Origin of the sequence: Streptomyces sp. NPDC046712 (genome assembly GCF_040645695.1) — a bacterium.
In the GTDB taxonomy this organism is placed as follows: Bacteria; Actinomycetota; Actinomycetes; order Streptomycetales; family Streptomycetaceae; genus Streptomyces.
In genome coordinates this window covers 23,073-39,860 of record NZ_JBEYYW010000020.1, presented here as the reverse complement: position 1 = coordinate 39,860, position 16,788 = coordinate 23,073, and the positions used below count along the sequence as shown (strand labels likewise).

General features: G+C 72.6%; 12 protein-coding genes. 7 read left to right on the top strand and 5 right to left on the bottom strand.

What is annotated here, in order from left to right:
* Positions 1-45: 45 nt before the first annotated feature.
* Positions 46-399, top strand: a complete 354-nt coding sequence (locus ABZ939_RS24765) for a hypothetical protein (RefSeq protein WP_361859151.1) — start codon at positions 46-48, stop codon at positions 397-399.
* A 28-nt stretch (positions 400-427) separates the two neighbouring features.
* Here the strand turns inward: ABZ939_RS24765 and ABZ939_RS24760 are convergent, their stop codons facing one another.
* The gene (locus ABZ939_RS24760; protein ID WP_361859148.1) at positions 428-1,594 is read right to left on the bottom strand and encodes an NlpC/P60 family protein; all 1,167 of its coding nucleotides are present in this window, start codon (positions 1,592-1,594) and stop codon (positions 428-430) included.
* A 273-nt stretch (positions 1,595-1,867) separates the two neighbouring features.
* Between ABZ939_RS24760 and pcrA the strand changes: the two genes are divergently transcribed.
* Positions 1,868-4,324: a DNA helicase PcrA gene (pcrA, locus tag ABZ939_RS24755; protein WP_361859145.1), complete on the top strand. Its 2,457-nt coding sequence runs from the start codon at positions 1,868-1,870 to the stop codon at positions 4,322-4,324.
* Between the two features lie 69 nt (positions 4,325-4,393).
* On the opposite strand, the gene ABZ939_RS24750 is transcribed toward pcrA, so the two are convergent.
* Positions 4,394-5,851, bottom strand: coding sequence for a M23 family metallopeptidase (locus tag ABZ939_RS24750; RefSeq protein ID WP_361859142.1), 1,458 nt, complete (start codon positions 5,849-5,851; stop codon positions 4,394-4,396).
* Between the two features lie 290 nt (positions 5,852-6,141).
* Positions 6,142-6,939, bottom strand: coding sequence for an alpha/beta fold hydrolase (locus ABZ939_RS24745; protein WP_361859139.1), 798 nt, complete (start codon positions 6,937-6,939; stop codon positions 6,142-6,144).
* A 300-nt stretch (positions 6,940-7,239) separates the two neighbouring features.
* Here ABZ939_RS24745 and ABZ939_RS24740 point away from each other — a divergent pair, with 300 nt between their 5' ends.
* On the top strand, positions 7,240-7,647 hold the full coding sequence (locus tag ABZ939_RS24740; RefSeq protein WP_361859136.1) for a cobalamin B12-binding domain-containing protein: 408 nt from the start codon (positions 7,240-7,242) through the stop codon (positions 7,645-7,647).
* Between the two features lie 415 nt (positions 7,648-8,062).
* On the opposite strand, the gene ABZ939_RS24735 is transcribed toward ABZ939_RS24740, so the two are convergent.
* Both ABZ939_RS24735 and ABZ939_RS24730 read right to left on the bottom strand, forming a co-directional pair.
* Positions 8,063-9,649, bottom strand: a complete 1,587-nt coding sequence (locus tag ABZ939_RS24735; protein ID WP_361859133.1) for a DUF5691 domain-containing protein — start codon at positions 9,647-9,649, stop codon at positions 8,063-8,065.
* A 50-nt stretch (positions 9,650-9,699) separates the two neighbouring features.
* On the bottom strand, positions 9,700-11,058 hold the full coding sequence (locus tag ABZ939_RS24730; RefSeq protein ID WP_361859130.1) for an SWIM zinc finger family protein: 1,359 nt from the start codon (positions 11,056-11,058) through the stop codon (positions 9,700-9,702).
* Positions 11,059-11,203: 145 nt separating this feature from the next.
* Between ABZ939_RS24730 and ABZ939_RS24725 the strand changes: the two genes are divergently transcribed.
* The 4 genes from ABZ939_RS24725 to ABZ939_RS24710 all read left to right on the top strand — a co-directional run bounded on the left by ABZ939_RS24725 (position 11,204) and on the right by ABZ939_RS24710 (position 16,486).
* On the top strand, positions 11,204-11,620 hold the full coding sequence (locus ABZ939_RS24725) for a hypothetical protein (RefSeq protein WP_361859127.1): 417 nt from the start codon (positions 11,204-11,206) through the stop codon (positions 11,618-11,620).
* A gap of 110 nt (positions 11,621-11,730) precedes the next feature.
* A complete protein-coding gene (locus ABZ939_RS24720; RefSeq protein ID WP_361859124.1) occupies positions 11,731-12,867 on the top strand; it encodes an AAA family ATPase in 1,137 nt (378 codons plus the stop codon).
* 92 nt (positions 12,868-12,959) lie between these two features.
* The gene (locus tag ABZ939_RS24715; RefSeq protein ID WP_361859383.1) at positions 12,960-15,206 is read left to right on the top strand and encodes a DUF5682 family protein; all 2,247 of its coding nucleotides are present in this window, start codon (positions 12,960-12,962) and stop codon (positions 15,204-15,206) included.
* Between the two features lie 167 nt (positions 15,207-15,373).
* Positions 15,374-16,486, top strand: a complete 1,113-nt coding sequence (locus ABZ939_RS24710; protein ID WP_361859121.1) for a VWA domain-containing protein — start codon at positions 15,374-15,376, stop codon at positions 16,484-16,486.
* The last annotated feature ends 302 nt before the right edge of the window (positions 16,487-16,788 follow it).

Here is a 16,788-nt window from a genome sequence, read left to right as displayed (position 1 = left end):
GACCCGGCCGAACAGCGGTGCTACGGCCCGGTTAGGCTCCGCCCCATGGACGTACTCATCAATGTCTTCGTCGCCCTGCACATCATCGGAATCGGCGCGCTCCTCGGCGGATTCCTCACCCAGATGAAGGCGATGGGCGCGGGTACGGCCCGCTTCGTGCCGGCGATGCTGCACGGCGCGCTGACGATGCTGATCACCGGCGTCGCCCTGGTCGGCCTCAACCAGGCGGACGACCAGACCGTCAACAACGTGAAGATCGGCGTCAAGCTCGCCGTCCTCGTCGTGATCCTCGCCCTCGTATATGTGAAGCGGGACGAGGAGACCGTCGACAAGGGCCTCTTCGGCGCCGTCGGCGGCCTCACCGTGGCCAACATCTTCATCGCGACCCTGTGGACGTGAGCCCCCGCGGAGGCCCAGGCGCCGAGGCTCAGGCCGGGCGCACGCTCCCGTAGATCGGCATGTAGTAGATCGACTCCTCGCGGACGTTGGCGCCCGGCTTCGGCGCGTGGATCATCTTGCCGCCGCCGATGTACAGGCCGACGTGGCTGATGTCGTCGTAGAAGAAGACGAGGTCGCCGGGGAGCAGATCCGCCGTCGCGACCCGGGTCCCCACCTCCACCTGGTCCCAGGTGGTGCGGGGCAGGTCGACGCCCGCGGCCTTCCAGGCGGCCTGGGTCAGCCCCGAGCAGTCGTACGAACTCGGGCCCGTCGCGCCCCATACGTACGGCTTGCCGATCTGTTCCCGGGCGAACGCCAGGGCCTTCTCCGCCTTCGCCGCGTACGTCGAGCCGGCCGATCCGCCCGTCGTTCCGCCGGTCGCCGGCGGTTCGGCGGGCTCCTCGGCCGCCTCCTCCTGCCTGCGCCGCTCGGCCTCCGCGGCCGCCTTGGCCGCCTCGGCCTTCGCCTGCTCCTCCGCCTTGCGCCGGGCCTCGGCCTCGCGCTTGCGCTCCAGCTCCGCGAGCCGGGCCTTCTCCTCGGCGGTCAGCCGGGCCAGGAGTGTCCGTGCCTCCGTGAGCTTCCGCTGGACGGTCTGCTTGCTCGTGCGCAGCTTCGCCTGCGAATCGGTGAGGCTCTCCAGGCTCTTCGTGGCCTCGGCCCGCTGCTTGGCCGCCGCGAGGCGCTTGTCCTCGTAGTCCGCCACCGCGCTGCGCTGCCGCTCCGAGAGCCGGTCCATGAGGTGGGTCTGGTCGAAGTACGACTGCGGGCTGTCGGCGAAGATCAGCGCGGCGGTCGGTCCGACCGCCCCCGTCCGGTACTGCGCCGCCGCGTACGAGCCGAGCGCCCGCCGGGACTCGTTGATCGCGTCCGTCCGCTTGGCCACGTCGTCCAGGATCCGGTCGACCTTGCGGCGCTGCTGGTCGGTGGCCTCCTTGACCCGGTTGTACTCCTGCGTCGCCGTGCCGGCCTGCCGGTAGAGGTCGTCGACCTTCTTCTGGATCTCCTCCACCGTCGGCTTCGGCGGGGCGGCGGGTGCCGCCTGGGCGCTCTGCGTGGACAGCAGGGTGACAGAGGCTATGGCGGCCGTCGTGACCCCGACGGCGGGGGAGTGCGGACGTGTGCTGCGCGGCTTGCGATGGGACGCCAAGACCGGCATCTCCTTCCGTGGCCGCCGACATGCGCGGCCACAACTGGCGTCGGCCAGGGCCTGATTCGGCGTGGGCCGCCCGCTCGACGCGATTCGCCGCCGGAGGGGACGGGCTGCTTGGGCGAGCACGCTAGCCAACCCGTGGGGCGGCTGTGAAGGCCGATGTTCGATATGCCCGATACATTTTCGTGACCTGAAGCGGATGGTCACCCTCCGCGATAATTCGGTCACTTCGGGAGGTGGCAGCGGGCTGTCAGTGCGGCGGCCTAGACTCGTTAGGCGATGAGCAGCCTCTTTGACGACAGCTTCCTGGCGAGCCTCCAGAACCACTCCTCGGAGGAGCCTCCGCCCCCGCCCGAGGACGACGAGCACCACGCCCACGGCGCCCCGGCCGCGGAGGAGGTCCCGCACGACCTCTTCGAGGGGCGCTTCGACGCGCCGCCGGCCAGGGACGCCTACTACCGCGACGGAGCCGCCCGCCCCGTCGTGGACGCCGCCGCGCTCCTCGAGGGGCTGAACGAACAGCAGCGCGCCGCCGTCGTCCACACCGACACCCCGCTGCTCATCGTCGCGGGCGCCGGCTCCGGCAAGACCCGGGTGCTGACCCACCGCATCGCCCACCTCCTGGCCACCCGGCACGTGCACCCCGGCCAGATACTGGCGATCACCTTCACCAACAAGGCCGCCGGCGAGATGAAGGAGCGTGTCGAGCAGCTCGTCGGCCCGCGCGCCAACGCCATGTGGGTCATGACGTTCCACAGCGCCTGCGTCCGCATCCTGCGCCGCGAGTCGAAGAAGCTCGGCTTCACCTCCTCGTTCTCGATCTACGACGCCGCCGACTCCAAGCGCCTGATGGCGCTGGTCTGCCGCGATCTGGACCTCGACCCGAAGAAGTTCCCGCCGAAGTCCTTCAGCGCCAAGATCTCGAACCTGAAGAACGAGCTGATCGACGAGGAGACCTTCGCCGACCAGGCCGCCGACGGCTTCGAGAAGACGCTCGCCGAGGCGTACCGGATGTACCAGGCACGGCTGCGCGAGGCCAACGCCCTGGACTTCGACGACATCATCATGACGACGGTCCACCTGCTCCAGGCGTTCCCGGACGTCGCCGAGCACTACCGCCGCCGCTTCCGCCACGTCCTCGTCGACGAGTACCAGGACACCAACCACGCCCAGTACACCCTCGTACGGGAGCTGGTCGGCACCGGCTACGAGGACCTGGAGCCGGCCGAGCTGTGCGTCGTGGGTGACGCGGACCAGTCGATCTACGCCTTCCGCGGCGCGACGATCCGCAACATCCTGCAGTTCGAGGAGGACTACCCGAACGCGACGACGATCCTGCTGGAGCAGAACTACCGCTCGACGCAGACGATCCTCTCCGCCGCCAACGCCGTCATCGAGCGCAACGAGTCCCGCCGCCCCAAGAACCTGTGGACCAACGCGGGCGCGGGCGCGCAGATCACCGGCTATGTCGCCGACACCGAGCACGACGAGGCCCAGTTCGTCGCCGACGAGATCGACCGGCTCACGGACGCGGGCGACGCCAAGGCCGGCGACGTCGCCGTCTTCTACCGGACCAACGCCCAGTCCCGCGTCTTCGAAGAGATCTTCATCCGCGTCGGCCTGCCCTACAAGGTCGTCGGCGGCGTGCGCTTCTACGAGCGCAAGGAGGTCCGCGACGTCCTCGCCTACCTGCGCGTCCTCGCCAACCCCGAGGACAACGTCCCGCTGCGCCGGATCCTGAACGTGCCCAAGCGCGGCATCGGCGAGCGCGCCGAGGCGATGATCGACGCCCTCTCCCTCCGGGAGAAGATCACCTTCCCGCAGGCGCTGAAGCGGGTCGACGAGGCGTACGGCATGGCGGCCCGCTCCGCGAACGCCGTCAAGCGCTTCAACACCCTCATGGAGGAGCTCCGTACCGTCGTCGACTCCGGCGCCGGCCCTGCGGTCGTCCTCGAGGCGGTGCTCGAGCGGACCGGCTACCTCGCCGAACTGCAGGCCTCCACCGACCCGCAGGACGAGACCCGGATCGAGAACCTCCAGGAGCTGGCCGCCGTGGCCCTGGAGTTCGAGCAGGAGCGCGGCGAGGAGCCCGCGACCCTCGCCGAGTTCCTGGAGCAGGTCGCGCTCGTCGCCGACTCCGACCAGATCCCCGACGAGGACGAGGAGGGCTCCGGCGTCATCACGCTGATGACGCTGCACACCGCCAAGGGCCTCGAATTCCCCGTGGTGTTCCTGACCGGCATGGAGGACGGCGTCTTCCCGCACATGCGCGCGCTCGGCCAGGCCAAGGAGCTGGAGGAGGAGCGCCGGCTGGCGTACGTGGGCATCACCCGCGCCCGTGAGCGGCTCTATCTCACCCGCTCCTCGATGCGCAGCGCCTGGGGCCAGCCGTCGTACAACCCGGCCTCGCGCTTCCTGGAGGAGATCCCGGCGACGTATCTGGAGTGGAAGCGGACCGGCCCCATGGTCAAGCCCGCCGGGCCGACCTCGGGGATCACCTCCTCGCTCTCCTCCTCCCGCGCGCGCTCGGGCCCTTCGGGCTTCGCCACCCGCCGCACCACCGACAAGCCGGTGCTCGCGCTCCAGGTGGGCGACCGGGTCACGCACGACCAGTTCGGCCTCGGCACGGTCATGCAGGTGACGGGCGCCGGTGCCGACGCACAGGCGACGATCGACTTCGGCGACGAGAAGCCCAAGCGGCTGCTGCTGCGGTACGCGCCGGTCGAGAAGCTGTAGGACGACATACGGGAGAGGGGCCCGGCCACATTGGCCGGGCCCCTCTCCCGTATGTCTCGGATGCGTCGGTCAGCCGGTGGGGCTGAGGCCGTAGCTGCGCAGCCACGCCTCGGGGTCGATCGCCGCGCCGCCGCCCGGGCGCACCTCGAAGTGGAGGTGCGGGCCGGTGGAGTTGCCGGAATTGCCGGAGTACGCGATGACGTCACCGGCCTTGACCTTGCCGGTACGGATCTTGGTGCTGCTCAGGTGGCAGTACCAGGTCTCCGTGCCGTCCGCGGCGGTCACGATCGCCATGTTGCCGTAGGCGCTGTTGTACTGGGTGCGGACCGTGCCGTCGGTCGCGGCCATCACCTTGGTGCCGTACTGGACCGGGAAGTCGATACCGGTGTGCACGGACATCCAGTTGACGCCCGCCTGCCCGTAGCGCGCGCTGAGCTCGTGCAGCTTCACCGGGAGCGCGAACTTGGGACGCAGCGCCTCCTTGCGGGCCGCCTCCTCCTCGCGCTTCTTCTTCTCCGCTTCCTGGCGCAGCCTGAGGTCGATGCGCTCCTGGGTGCGGCTGGCGCGGTCGCCGAAGTCACGGGCGTCGGCACTGAGCGCCGCGAGCTGGGTGTCCAGCTCGTTGTTGGCGGCGACCGGCTTGACCGAGGCAGGGTCGGCGGCGGCGAGCGCCGTCGTGTCGTCCTTGCTGTCCGCGCCCGCGTCGGCGAGCCCGCCGACCGAGGCGGCCGCGATCCCGGCGACGCCCATGACGCAGGCGGAGGGGACGGCGACGGTCAGGAGCGCGGAGCGCTTGGCGGGCGTACGGCGACGGCCTCGGCTGCCACCGGAGGAACGGCGTACCGGGCGGGCGGCGGTGGTCGTCGCGGCGGCCGGAGACTCCGTGAGGACCTCGACGGCCGGCTCCTCGGACTCCGCCGGGGGTTCGTAGGTGTACTCGTACGTGTACTCGTCCGCCGTGTACTCGTCTGCCGTGTACTCGTCCGTGTACGTGGCGTCCTGCGCGACGGCCTCGAACTGCGCGGTGTGCTCGGCCTGCGGGGTGTGCTCGGCCGGCTGCTCGGGGACGAACTCGTACTCGGGGGTGTACTGCTGCGGAACGACGGGTTCGGCGACCAGGAGGTCCTGCTCCGGTGCGGCGTAGTTCCAGGCGGTGGCGTCGTACGTACCCGTCTCGAAGGCGGGGGACGTCCAGTGGCCGGTGGTGTCGTACGAGGTGAAGTGCGCGGTCTCGTACTGCCCGGTCTGCTGGGCCTCGCTCCAGGCGGTGGCGTCCCACTGGCCCGTGGCGTCGTACTGACCGGTGGTGTCGTACTGCTGCTGCGTCATCGGCTGCTGTGCGACGTAGGTGTCGTACGTGCCGGCGTCCCACTGGTGGCTGCCGCTCCACTGAGTGGTGTCGTACTGGCCGCTGTGGCTCGCTCCGTAACCGTCCGGGAGGGCGCCGAAGAGCGGGTCGCCGGCGAAGCCGCCTGTGCTGTGGGCGTCGTCTCCGACGTACCCGGCGTGGGGGTGCTGGTCGTTCACCAACTTCTCTCTCGCCTCGGCGGCAGGACCAGTCCGGGGTGGGCCCGCAAAGGGGTGTCCCGGGGTTAAGCAGTGGCGCGACTGTACCCGGCGGTATACGCAGGCGACAATCTTCGGAGGGTTTTGGGTCCGCAGGAAACGGGCAATCGGCCGTGTTTCGGCGGCCTCGGGGAAGAGCTTTGGCTCTGTGTTCGAGGAACGTTCGAAGAACAGACACCTTCTGGCGGGTCGTCAGGCGTCCGTGTGCCGGGAAGTGCGCCGGGTCGCGCGCCGGGGCGGGCGGCCCGGGATCACGCCACGGACGCGGCGCCGGGTTCGGCCCCCGGCGTGGCGTCGGCCGGGTCCTCGGCGTCGAGGGCCTCGAGGATCCCGGCCACGACGGTCGGATGCACCGGCAGGGCGAGATGGCCGATCCCGCTGACGCGGACGTTGTGCACCTGCAGATCGGGGTGGTCGAGCCGCGCGGTCTCCACCGGCACCATCACCTGGTCGAGATCGCTCCAGAAGCTGACGCAGCGGGTACGGCAGTCCGGCGCGGGCTCGGCGAGGTCCCGCAGCACCTCGGAGCCGGGGCGCATCTGGCGGATCAGGGGGTGGGCGCCGACCCACGGCGCGGCGGCGGTGCCCGAGTGCGGGGTGCCGAGCATGACCAGCGTCCGCACCCGCGAGTCACCACCCAGCCGCTGTACGTAATAACGGGCGACGAGGCCGCCCAGGCTGTGCCCGACGATGTCGACCTCGTGACGGCCCGTGCGGGCGCAGAGCGCTTCCACGTGGCGGCCGAGCAGCTCCGCGGCGGCGCGCAGGTCGCAGGTGAGCGGAGAGTAGTTGAACGACTCGACAGGGCGACGGTCGTGCCGGGCGAGGGCGCGGCGCAGCAGCACGAAGACCGAACGGTTGTCGACGAAGCCGTGCAGAAGCACGACCGGCCGCCCGGGGGCGGCGCCGGCTTTCGTGTCCGGTGTGGGGCCGCGGCGCTCGGGAACGATGCCGGAGGGGTAGAGGATCAGATGGCCGGTGAGGATCGCCAGCTCCAGGGCGTTGGCTTTCAGCGCAGTCGTGACCTTGGTGAGCCTGGTGAGCTCCATCGGCGACCTCCCGAACGGCACGCGGGGCGCCGAACGGCGTGGCGTCGGGTCGTACCCCCGTGCCGTGCGGCTGACGGCGCGGAGGTACGACGACCCCGTAGCGGCTCCCTCGCGCACGACCCGATTGCGGCTGGTGGGCCCAGGAGGAGGGCCCGGGGAGGGTCCGGCGCAGAGCGAACATGTCCCACGTGTGATTTCCCCCTCGCTGTCCACCGCGAAACGGCTGCTTGCGGGATGCTGGCGATAACGTTCGTTCACCTCCCCGGCAAATAGGCGCGGGGGTCGCATGTGGAGGCAGTGATGGGTGTGACCGGTCCGATCCGCGTGGTGGTGGCCAAGCCGGGTCTCGACGGCCACGATCGCGGGGCCAAGGTGATCGCGCGGGCGCTGCGCGACGCCGGTATGGAGGTCATCTACACGGGGCTGCACCAGACGCCGGAGCAGATCGTGGACACGGCGATCCAGGAGGACGCCGACGCGATCGGCCTCTCGATCCTCTCGGGCGCGCACAACACGCTCTTCGTGAAGGTCCTGGAGCTCCTGAAGGAGCGCGACGCGGAGGACATCAAGGTCTTCGGCGGCGGCATCATCCCCGACGCGGACATCCCGCCGCTGAAGGAGAAGGGCGTGGCGGAGATCTTCACGCCGGGCGCGACGACGGCGTCGATCGTGGACTGGGTGAACGCGAACGTCCGCGTAGCCGCCTGACGGCGGAGGACCGGTGGGCCCGGCCCGCCGCCTGACGGCGGAGGTCGGGTGGGCCCTGCCCTTCCCTGCCCCAGGGCCGGGCGCGTCTGCGGCACGGGGCGCTCCCACCCCCCTGGCGCTCAGGCCACCCGGGTGATCGGCCCATGGCCGCGGCGGGCTGCCGGGGGCGCTGCGAGCGGTGGCCGGACCGCCCAGGCGTCGGACCCTCGGGCGGTCGAGCCGTCTGGCCGCGCCGCACCGTAATGCCGCCGGACGGCAGGCAGTCGGCCCGCGGGTGGAACTTGCTGCGCGCGGCTGTGCTGCTGACCGCCGGAGCGCCGTCGGGCAGGTCTCAACCTGTCCGCGGTGTCGTCCGCCTGGCAGGTGAACGGGCAGTCGCGCCGGGTCGGTCTCCGACGCGCTTCGGCGCCGCGGATCAGCCCGTCAGTTCCGCGAGCATCTGCGCCCGCAGGCGCAGCGTCGAGACCAGGCGCTGGAAAGCCTCCGACCAGTAACTCCCGGCTCCCGGGGACGCGTCCTCCTGTTCTGCGGGGAGGGCGGTGAGGGATTCCAGCTGCGACGCCGCGTCCGGGGACAGGCAGCGTTCCGCGAGGCCCATCACTCCGCTGAAGCTCCAGGGGTAGCTGCCCGCCTCGCGGGCGATGTCCAGGGCGTCGATCACGGCGCCGCCCAGCGGTTCCGCCCAGGGCACCGTGCACACGCCGAGCAGTTGGAACGCCTCCGACAGTCCGTTCGCCGCGATGAACGAGGCCACCCAGCGGGCCCGTTCCTCGTCCGGGAGCGTCGAGAGGAGCTTCGCCCGTTCCGCGAGGGACGCGATGCCGGGGCCGGTCGCCGGCGGGGCGGCCGGGGCGCCGAGCAGAGCCCGGGACCAGTCGGCGTCCCGCTGCCGTACCGCCGCTCGGCACCAGGCGGCGTGCAACTCCCCCTGCCAGTCGTCGGCGACCGGCAGGGCGACGATCTCCTCGGGCGTCCGCCCGCCGAACCGCGCCGGCCAGCACGACAGCGGCGCCGACTCGACCAGCTGGCCCAGCCACCACGACCGCTCGCCGCGACCCGAGGGCGGGGTCGGTGCCAGCCCGTCCCGCTGCATCCCCTCGTCGCATTCGTGCGGCGCTTCGACCACGACGGTCGCCGCCCCTTCCGTACGGTCCAGGGAGACGCAGGACGAGGCGCGCCGGGCCATCCGGCCCGCGAGCGCCGAGCCCGGCAGCGCGGAGAGCAGCTCGGCGGCCGTGGAGCGCACATTGCGACTGCGGTCGGACAGGGCGGCCTCCAGGAACTCCTCGTCCGCGCCGGAGAGTCCGGCCCGAAGCGAGTCCAGGAACATCAGCCGGTCCTCGGCCCGCTCGGCCGCCCATGTGGAACGCAGCAACTCCAGGGCCGCCGCCGGATCCTCGGCCCGTACGGAGGCGAGCAGCGCGACCCGTTCGGCGAACAGCCCCTCCTCCCACAGCGCTCGGACCGACTCGCCGTCCCGGGGATCCGGGAGCGCGGAGCTCCCACCCGCACCGCGCAGCGCGAACTTCCATTCCGGGTTCAGCCGGGCCAGCCACAGTCCGCGCGGCCCGGCCAGCGCGAGGGCCTGCGGCCGCAGATCGGTACGGGCACGGGCCGCGTCGAGGAGGGCGGGCAGCGCCGAGGCAGGTGCCTTGTAGCCGTGTTCGTCGGCGGCGGCGAGCCACTGGGGAAGCAGCTCGGCGAGGTCGGGCGAGGCTCCGCGCCGCCCCCCGGACGGCGCGGCCGCCGCGCGGCCCGCGAGGAGCCGGACGAGACGTCGGCGGGCGGGCTCGGGCAGGGGCCTGCGGGTGTCCTCGGGCGCGGGCTCCGGCGCCGCGCCGGCCGGCCCGGGCCGCAGCCCCGCCCTGCGTCGTACGGTGTGCAGCGCCGCGGCGTCGAGCAGCGCGACGGGAGCGTCTCCCGCCGCCGCCCCCAGGAGCGCGGGCGGGCGGCGGTCGGTGCCGAGCAGCGCCGAGGTGACGAGTTCTTCCCAGGCGTCCATCGAGGTCCTCCAGGCTGTCGTCGGGCGGTAGTTCGGACGGTCGTGCGGAGTCAGTGCAGCGGGACCGTCTCTCCGGGGGCGTCGGCGGACCAGGCGGCGAGCGGGGTGAACCCGCGGTGCCCGCACTCCCCGAAGACGGTCACGGGACCGCCCCCGGAGAGCGCGGCGAGCCGCCACAGGCCGGGACGTCCGAGCGCGGGACCGCTGAGCGGCAGCGCCTCGCCGCCGCCCGTGACCGGAGCCGCGTCGGCGAGCTGCCAGCCGTGGTCCGTCGGTATCGGGACGACATCGGTCAGCGTCACCGGCCAGGAGTCCAGCCAGGGGTCGTCCCGCAGGGCGAGGCCGTAGGCCGTGAGCGCGTCCCCGACCGTGCCGCCCCGGGGTGGTGCGTCCAGCCTGGCGGGGGAGGAGAACCGCTCGCCCAACTCGGCCCGCAGCGCGCCCGCGCCCGCGTGGAGGGTGAGCGAGGCGTCGAGCACCACGCCCACCGGAAGAGACAGTTCGGGTGCGCGCCCCGCGGCTCCGAAAGAGAGAAGCAGCGCCGTGCGTCCGGTCTTCCTGCCGTGCAGCCAGATACGACGTGTCGTCAGCTTTCCGTCCGTGGAGTCGTACTGGGCCAGCACAAGCCAGCGGTCCCGCACCGAGGCGCCCTCCGCCGGTGCGGTCAGGCCCACCCGGGTGCGGACGGTCGCCGCCAGCGGGCCGGGGAGCCGGTCGACGGAGAGCCAGGCCCGGTCGAGGAGATGGGTCAGCGCGCACTCCTCCAGGAGCCGGACCGGCCATCCGGGCCCGGACCCCGGTATGGCACCCAACTCCCTGACCCGGCCGGCGAGTCCGGGGGCCTGGGCGTCGACCATCCGTGCCGCGGTCTCCTCCCACAGGCCGTACCCCGCCTGCTCGGCCGAGGCCAGGCCGCCCCGCAGCAGATCGGCGAGCCGCTGCTCCAACTCCTCCGCGCCCGCGGTGATCCGGGCCGCCCGGCGCTCCGCCCTGCGGCGCACGGCCTCGGGATCGGCGGGCGTCCGGCCGGAACCGTCCGCCCCGGCCCGCGCCGCCTCGGCGCGCGCACGCCTGCCCTTCAGCCACCGCTCCGCCCAGCCGGGAGCGTCGCCGGCCTCGAAGTCCCCTCCGCCCTCGGCCCAGAGCAGCAGCAGCCCCAGCGCGTGCTTGCACGGGAACTTCCGGCTGGGGCAACTGCACGAATACGCCGGGCCCGTGGTGTCGACGACTGTGTGGTACGGCTTGCTGCCGCTGCCCTTGCACAGTCCCCAGACGGCACCCTCGCCGCTGCTGCCCGCACCGGACCACGGCCCGGCCGTGCCGAGCTTGCTTCCCGCTTTGCGTGAGGCGTCGTCAGGAGCCAGAGCCAGCACCTGATCCGCCGTCCAGCGCACCCCCTGTGTATCCATGTCCACGACGCTAGGGGGACCCACTGACAATCGGCCCCGACCTGCGGTTTCGCACCCCGGCGAAGGTCTCACAAGGCATTTGACTTTACTTTCCCTTTACGGTTGTCTGCGAGGGCCAACTACAGAACTCTCAGGGGGACCTGTCATGAAGCGCACCATCCGCACCGCCGTCGCGGCCCTCGCCGTCACCGGCCTCGCGTTCGGGCTCGGCGCCTGCTCCGAGGCCGCGGACAAGGCCGCCGACCAGGTCGACAAGGCCGTCAACGAGACCTACGAGGTCACGTACGAGGTCACCGGCAAGAACATCGAGTCGATCGAGTACCACGGTGGCAGCGGCACGGCCATGGAGCCGAAGCTCGAGAAGGAGACGAAGCCGGCCACGCCGTGGAAGAAGACGGTGACGCTGAAGGGGATCATGCCCGCCGCCGTCATGCCGCTCTCGCTCGACCCGGCCGCCGAGCTCACGTGCAAGGTCATCCACAAGGGCAAGGTCATCAAGGAGGCGAAGGGCGAGCAGGCGATGGCCGGGGGCTGCGTCGCGGTCTCCCCGATCGCCGGGTAACTCCCGTCCGCACCAGCGGATTTAGCCCCTGACCTGCGGCGACGGCCGATTGTCAGTGGCATGGTGCACGGTGGATCACACATCAGGTCGAACGATCTGGAGGGGGATCCATGACCGTGTCCGAAACCATCGAGAGCGCCGTGCCCGGCGTCGGAAGCGGTACCGGCGCCGAGGCCCTGCGCCCGCACGCCGAGCACGCCTTCGCGGACGAACTCAAGGCGCTCGCCGCCGCCGACGACCGTCCGCGGCCCGTCCGATGGCAGCTCTCGCCGTGGGCCGTCGCCACCTATCTCCTCGGCGGCACGCTGCCCGACGGCACGGTGATCACACCGAAGTACGTCGGACCGCGCCGGATCGTCGAGGTCGCCGTCACCACACTCGCCACCGACCGCGCTCTGCTCCTGCTCGGCGTGCCGGGCACCGCCAAGACCTGGGTCTCCGAGCACCTCGCCGCCGCCGTCAGCGGCGACTCGACCCTGCTGGTGCAGGGCACGGCGGGGACGCCCGAGGAGGCGATCCGCTACGGCTGGAACTACGCCCGGCTGCTCGCCCACGGCCCCAGCCGGGACGCGCTCGTGCCCAGTCCCGTCATGCGCGCGATGTCCGAGGGGCTGACCGCCCGCGTCGAGGAGCTCACCCGCATCCCCGCCGACGTGCAGGACACGCTCATCACGATCCTGTCCGAGAAGACCCTGCCCGTGCCGGAGCTCGGCCAAGAGGTGCAGGCCGTCCGAGGCTTCAACCTCATCGCCACCGCCAACGACCGCGACCGCGGGGTCAACGACCTCTCCAGCGCGCTGCGCCGCCGGTTCAACACCGTGGTGCTGCCGCTGCCGGCCACCCCGGAGGCGGAGGTCGACATCGTCGCGCGCCGCGTCGACCAGATCGGCCGCTCCCTCGACCTGCCGGCCGTCCCCGAAGGGGTCGAGGAGATCCGCCGGATCGTCACCGTCTTCCGCGAGCTGCGCGACGGGGTCACCGCGGACGGCCGCACCAAGCTCAAGTCCCCTTCGGGGACACTGTCGACGGCCGAGGCCATCTCCGTCGTCACCGGCGGACTCGCCCTGGCCGCCCACTTCGGCGACGGCGTCCTGCGCCCCGCGGACGTCGCGGCCGGCATCCTCGGCGCCGTCGTCCGCGACCCGGCCGCGGACCGTGTCATCTGGCAGGAGTACCTGGAGACGGTCGTCCGCGAGCGCGACGGCTGGAAGGACTTCTACCGCGCCTGCCGCGAGGTGAGCACGTGACGACACCTTCGGTGACGACGGCGCCGGGGGCGGCCCCGCCAAGGCGGGAACGCCCGTCCGGGCAGCCGGTCCCCCGGCCCCTCCTGCTCGGCGTGCGGCACCACGGGCCAGGGTCCGCGCGCGCCGTACGCGCGGCGCTCGAGGCGGCGCGGCCCGCGTGCGTGCTGATCGAGGGGCCGCCCGAGGCGGACGGGCTGCTCGCGCTCGCCGCCGACGACGGGATGCGGCCGCCGGTCGCGCTCCTCGCCCACGCCGTGGACGATCCCGGCCGGGCGGCGTTCTGGCCGTTCGCCGCGTTCTCGCCCGAGTGGGTGGCGATCCGCTGGGCCCTGGCCCACGGCGCCGCCGTCCGCTTCATCGACCTGCCCGCCACGCACAGCCTCGCCGCCACCGACCCCACCTGGGGCGACGGCGACGAAGCGGATCAGGGGCTGCGGATCGACCCGATCGGCGAGCTCGCGCGAACCGCCGGGTACGACGACCCCGAGCGCTGGTGGGAGGACGTGGTGGAACTCCGCGGCACCACCGCCCCCGCCGACCCCGCGGCCCCGTTCGAGGCGCTCGCCGAGGCCATGGGCGCCCTGCGCGAGGCCCACGGCGCCGGCGGACACGCCCGCGACCTGGTCCGCGAGGCGTACATGCGGCTCCAACTGCGCGCAGCCCGCAAGGAGTTCGCGGACGCCGTGGCCGTCGTCTGCGGCGCCTGGCACGTGCCCGCGCTGTCCCGCAGGGCGACCGTCGGCGCCGACCGCGCCCTGCTCAAGGGCCTGCCCAAGGTGAAGACCGAGATGACGTGGGTGCCCTGGACCCACCGCCGGCTCGCCCGCCGCTCCGGGTACGGCGCGGGCATCGACGCGCCCGGCTGGTACGGACATCTCTTCGCCGCCCCCGACCGCCCGATCGAGCGCTGGATGACCAAGGTCGCGGGCCTCCTGAGGGAGGAGGACCGGATCGTGTCCTCCGCCCATGTCATCGAGGCCGTACGGCTCGCCGAGACGCTCGCGGCGATGCGCGGCCGACCGCTGGCCGGGCTCGGCGAGACCACCGACGCCGTACGCGCCGTCATGTGCGACGGCTCCGACGTCCCGCTCGACCTCGTCCGCGACCGCCTCGTGGTCGGCGACGTCCTCGGCGAGGTCCCGGCCGACGCCCCCGCCGTACCGCTCCAGCGTGACCTCGCCCGGCTGCAGCGCGGGCTGCGTCTCAAGCCCGAGGCGGAGGAGCGGGAGCTGGAGCTCGATCTGCGCAAGGAGAACGACGCCGCCCGCAGCAGACTGCTGCACCGACTCCGGCTGCTCGGAGTCGGCTGGGGCGAGCCGGTCGCCGGCCGCGGCAGCACCGGCACCTTCCGGGAGAGCTGGCGGCTGCGCTGGGAGCCCGAGCTGCACGTCCGGGTCGCGGAGGCCGGCGTCTGGGGCACCACCGTCGACTCCGCCGCCACCGCCAAGGCCGAGGCCCGCGCCCTGGAGGCCACGACACTCGCCGAGGTCACCGCGCTCGCCGAGCATTGCCTGCTCGGCGGACTCGGCGAGGCGCTGCCGGTCGTCATGACCGCCCTCGCCGACCGGGCCGCGCTCGACTCCGACGTCGGACACCTCGCCCAGGCGCTGCCCGCACTCGCCCGCTCCCTGCGTTACGGAGACGTCCGCGCCACCGACACGGCCGCGCTCGGCGAGGTCGCCGCGGGGCTCGCCGAACGGATCTGCGTCGGTCTGCCGCCGGCCTGCGCCGGGCTCGACACCGACGCCGCCACCGAGATGCGCGGCCATCTCGACGCGGTCCACGGCGCCCTCGGACTGCTCCCCGAGAGCGCCGAGCGCACCGACCGCTGGACCGGAGTCCTCCGCAGGCTCGTCGCCCGCGACAGCGTGCCCGGCATCATCCGGGGCCGGGCCGCCCGGCTGCTCCTCGACGAGGGGCGGCTCGACGAGGACGAGGCCGCGCGGCTCATGGGCCTCGCCCTCTCGCCGGGGACGGCGCCAGCCGACGCCGCCGGCTGGATCGAGGGTTTCGTCGGAGGCGCCGCGGGAGGCGGCATGATCCTCGTCCACGACGAGCGGCTGCTCGCGCTGGTCGACGACTGGCTGACCGGTGTCCCGGGGGACACCTTCACCGACGTGCTGCCGCTGCTGCGGCGCACCTTCTCCGCGTACGAACCGGGCGTCCGCCGCACGCTGGGCGAGCTGGTCGCCCGCGGCCCGTCGCGCGGCGGGCCGGCCCGTCCGGACACGGGCCTGGCCGGCTTCGCCGCGGACATCGACGAGGAACGGGCCGACGGCGTGCTGCCGGTCCTCCGGCTGATCCTCGGACACGACGAGCTGCAAGGGGTGGGCCGATGAACGGAACCGGAGTCGACACAGCCGGAAGCGGGCCTGGAACCGGACCTGGAACCGGACCCGGAAGCGGGCGCGGAACCGGAGTGGACACAGGATCCGGAACCGGATCAGGGACCGGAACCGGAACCGGGGCACGAACCGGGAACGACGAGCGGCTGCGGCGCTGGCGCATGGTTCTCGGGGGCGGCGAGGCGGACGGTACGGGATGCTCCCTCGCAGGCACGGACTCCGCGATGGACGGAGCCCTGACCGCCCTCTACGGACGCGGCACGAAGAGCTCCACCGGACGTGACCGCTCGGCCGGCCTCGGCGCCTCGGCCCCCTCCGTCGCCCGCTGGCTCGGCGACATCCGGACGTACTTCCCCAGCTCCGTCGTCCAGGTCATGCAGCGCGACGCCATCGACCGGCTCGGCCTGTCCACCCTGCTCCTCGAGCCCGAGATGCTGGAGGCCGTCGAGGCGGACGTCCATCTCGTCGGCACGCTCCTCTCGCTCAACAAGGCCATGCCCGAGACGACCAAGGAGACGGCCCGGGCCGTCGTACGCAAGGTCGTCGACGACCTCGAGAAGCGCCTCGCGACTCGCACCAGGGCCACCCTCACCGGCGCGCTCGACCGCTCGGCCCGGATCAGCCGCCCCCGGCACCGGGACATCGACTGGGACCGCACGATCCGCGCGAACCTCAAGAACTATCTGCCCGAGTACCGCACGGTCGTCCCCGAGCGGCTCATCGGCTACGGCCGGGCGGCGCAGTCGGTCAAGAAGGACGTCGTCCTCTGCATCGACCAGTCCGGTTCGATGGCGGCCTCGGTCGTCTACGCCTCGGTGTTCGGCGCGGTCCTCGCCTCCATGCGCTCGATCGCCACCCGCCTCGTCGTCTTCGACACGGCGGTCGTCGACCTGACCGACCAGCTCGACGACCCGGTCGACGTCCTCTTCGGAACCCAGCTCGGCGGCGGCACCGACATCAACCGTGCCCTGGCGTACTGCCAGTCGCAGATCACCCGGCCGGCCGACACCGTCGTCGTCCTGATCAGCGACCTCTACGAAGGGGGCATACGCGACGAGATGCTGAAGCGGGTCGCGGCGATGAAGGCGTCCGGCGTGCAGTTCGTGGCCCTGCTCGCGCTCTCCGACGAGGGAGCCCCCGCGTACGACCGCGAGCACGCGGCCGCCCTCGCCGCGCTCGGCGCCCCCGCGTTCGCCTGCACCCCGGACCTCTTCCCGGAGGTGATGGCGGCGGCGATCGAGAAACGCCCGCTGCCGGTGCCGGACAGGCCCTAGCGCTGCGGAATCCGCAGCCGGATCACCACCCGACCGGGCTCGTGCGGGCGCACTGAGGCCCATATCACAACCGGGCCCGCGGAGCCCTCACCCCGCGGCCGGGCGCGTCGTGAGGCCCGCAACGCCCGGTTCCCACCTGTGTCGTGGGCCCCGGGGGCACCCCCGGGGCCCCCTACGGACCGCCTAGGGATCCCTACGATCTGTGACCCGTATCACCGCTCTGTTGTGATCTGCGATTTAGGGACCCACGTCCCTCGGGGATAACCTGCGAGACGGACATGCCGCGTCCACGGACACCGTGT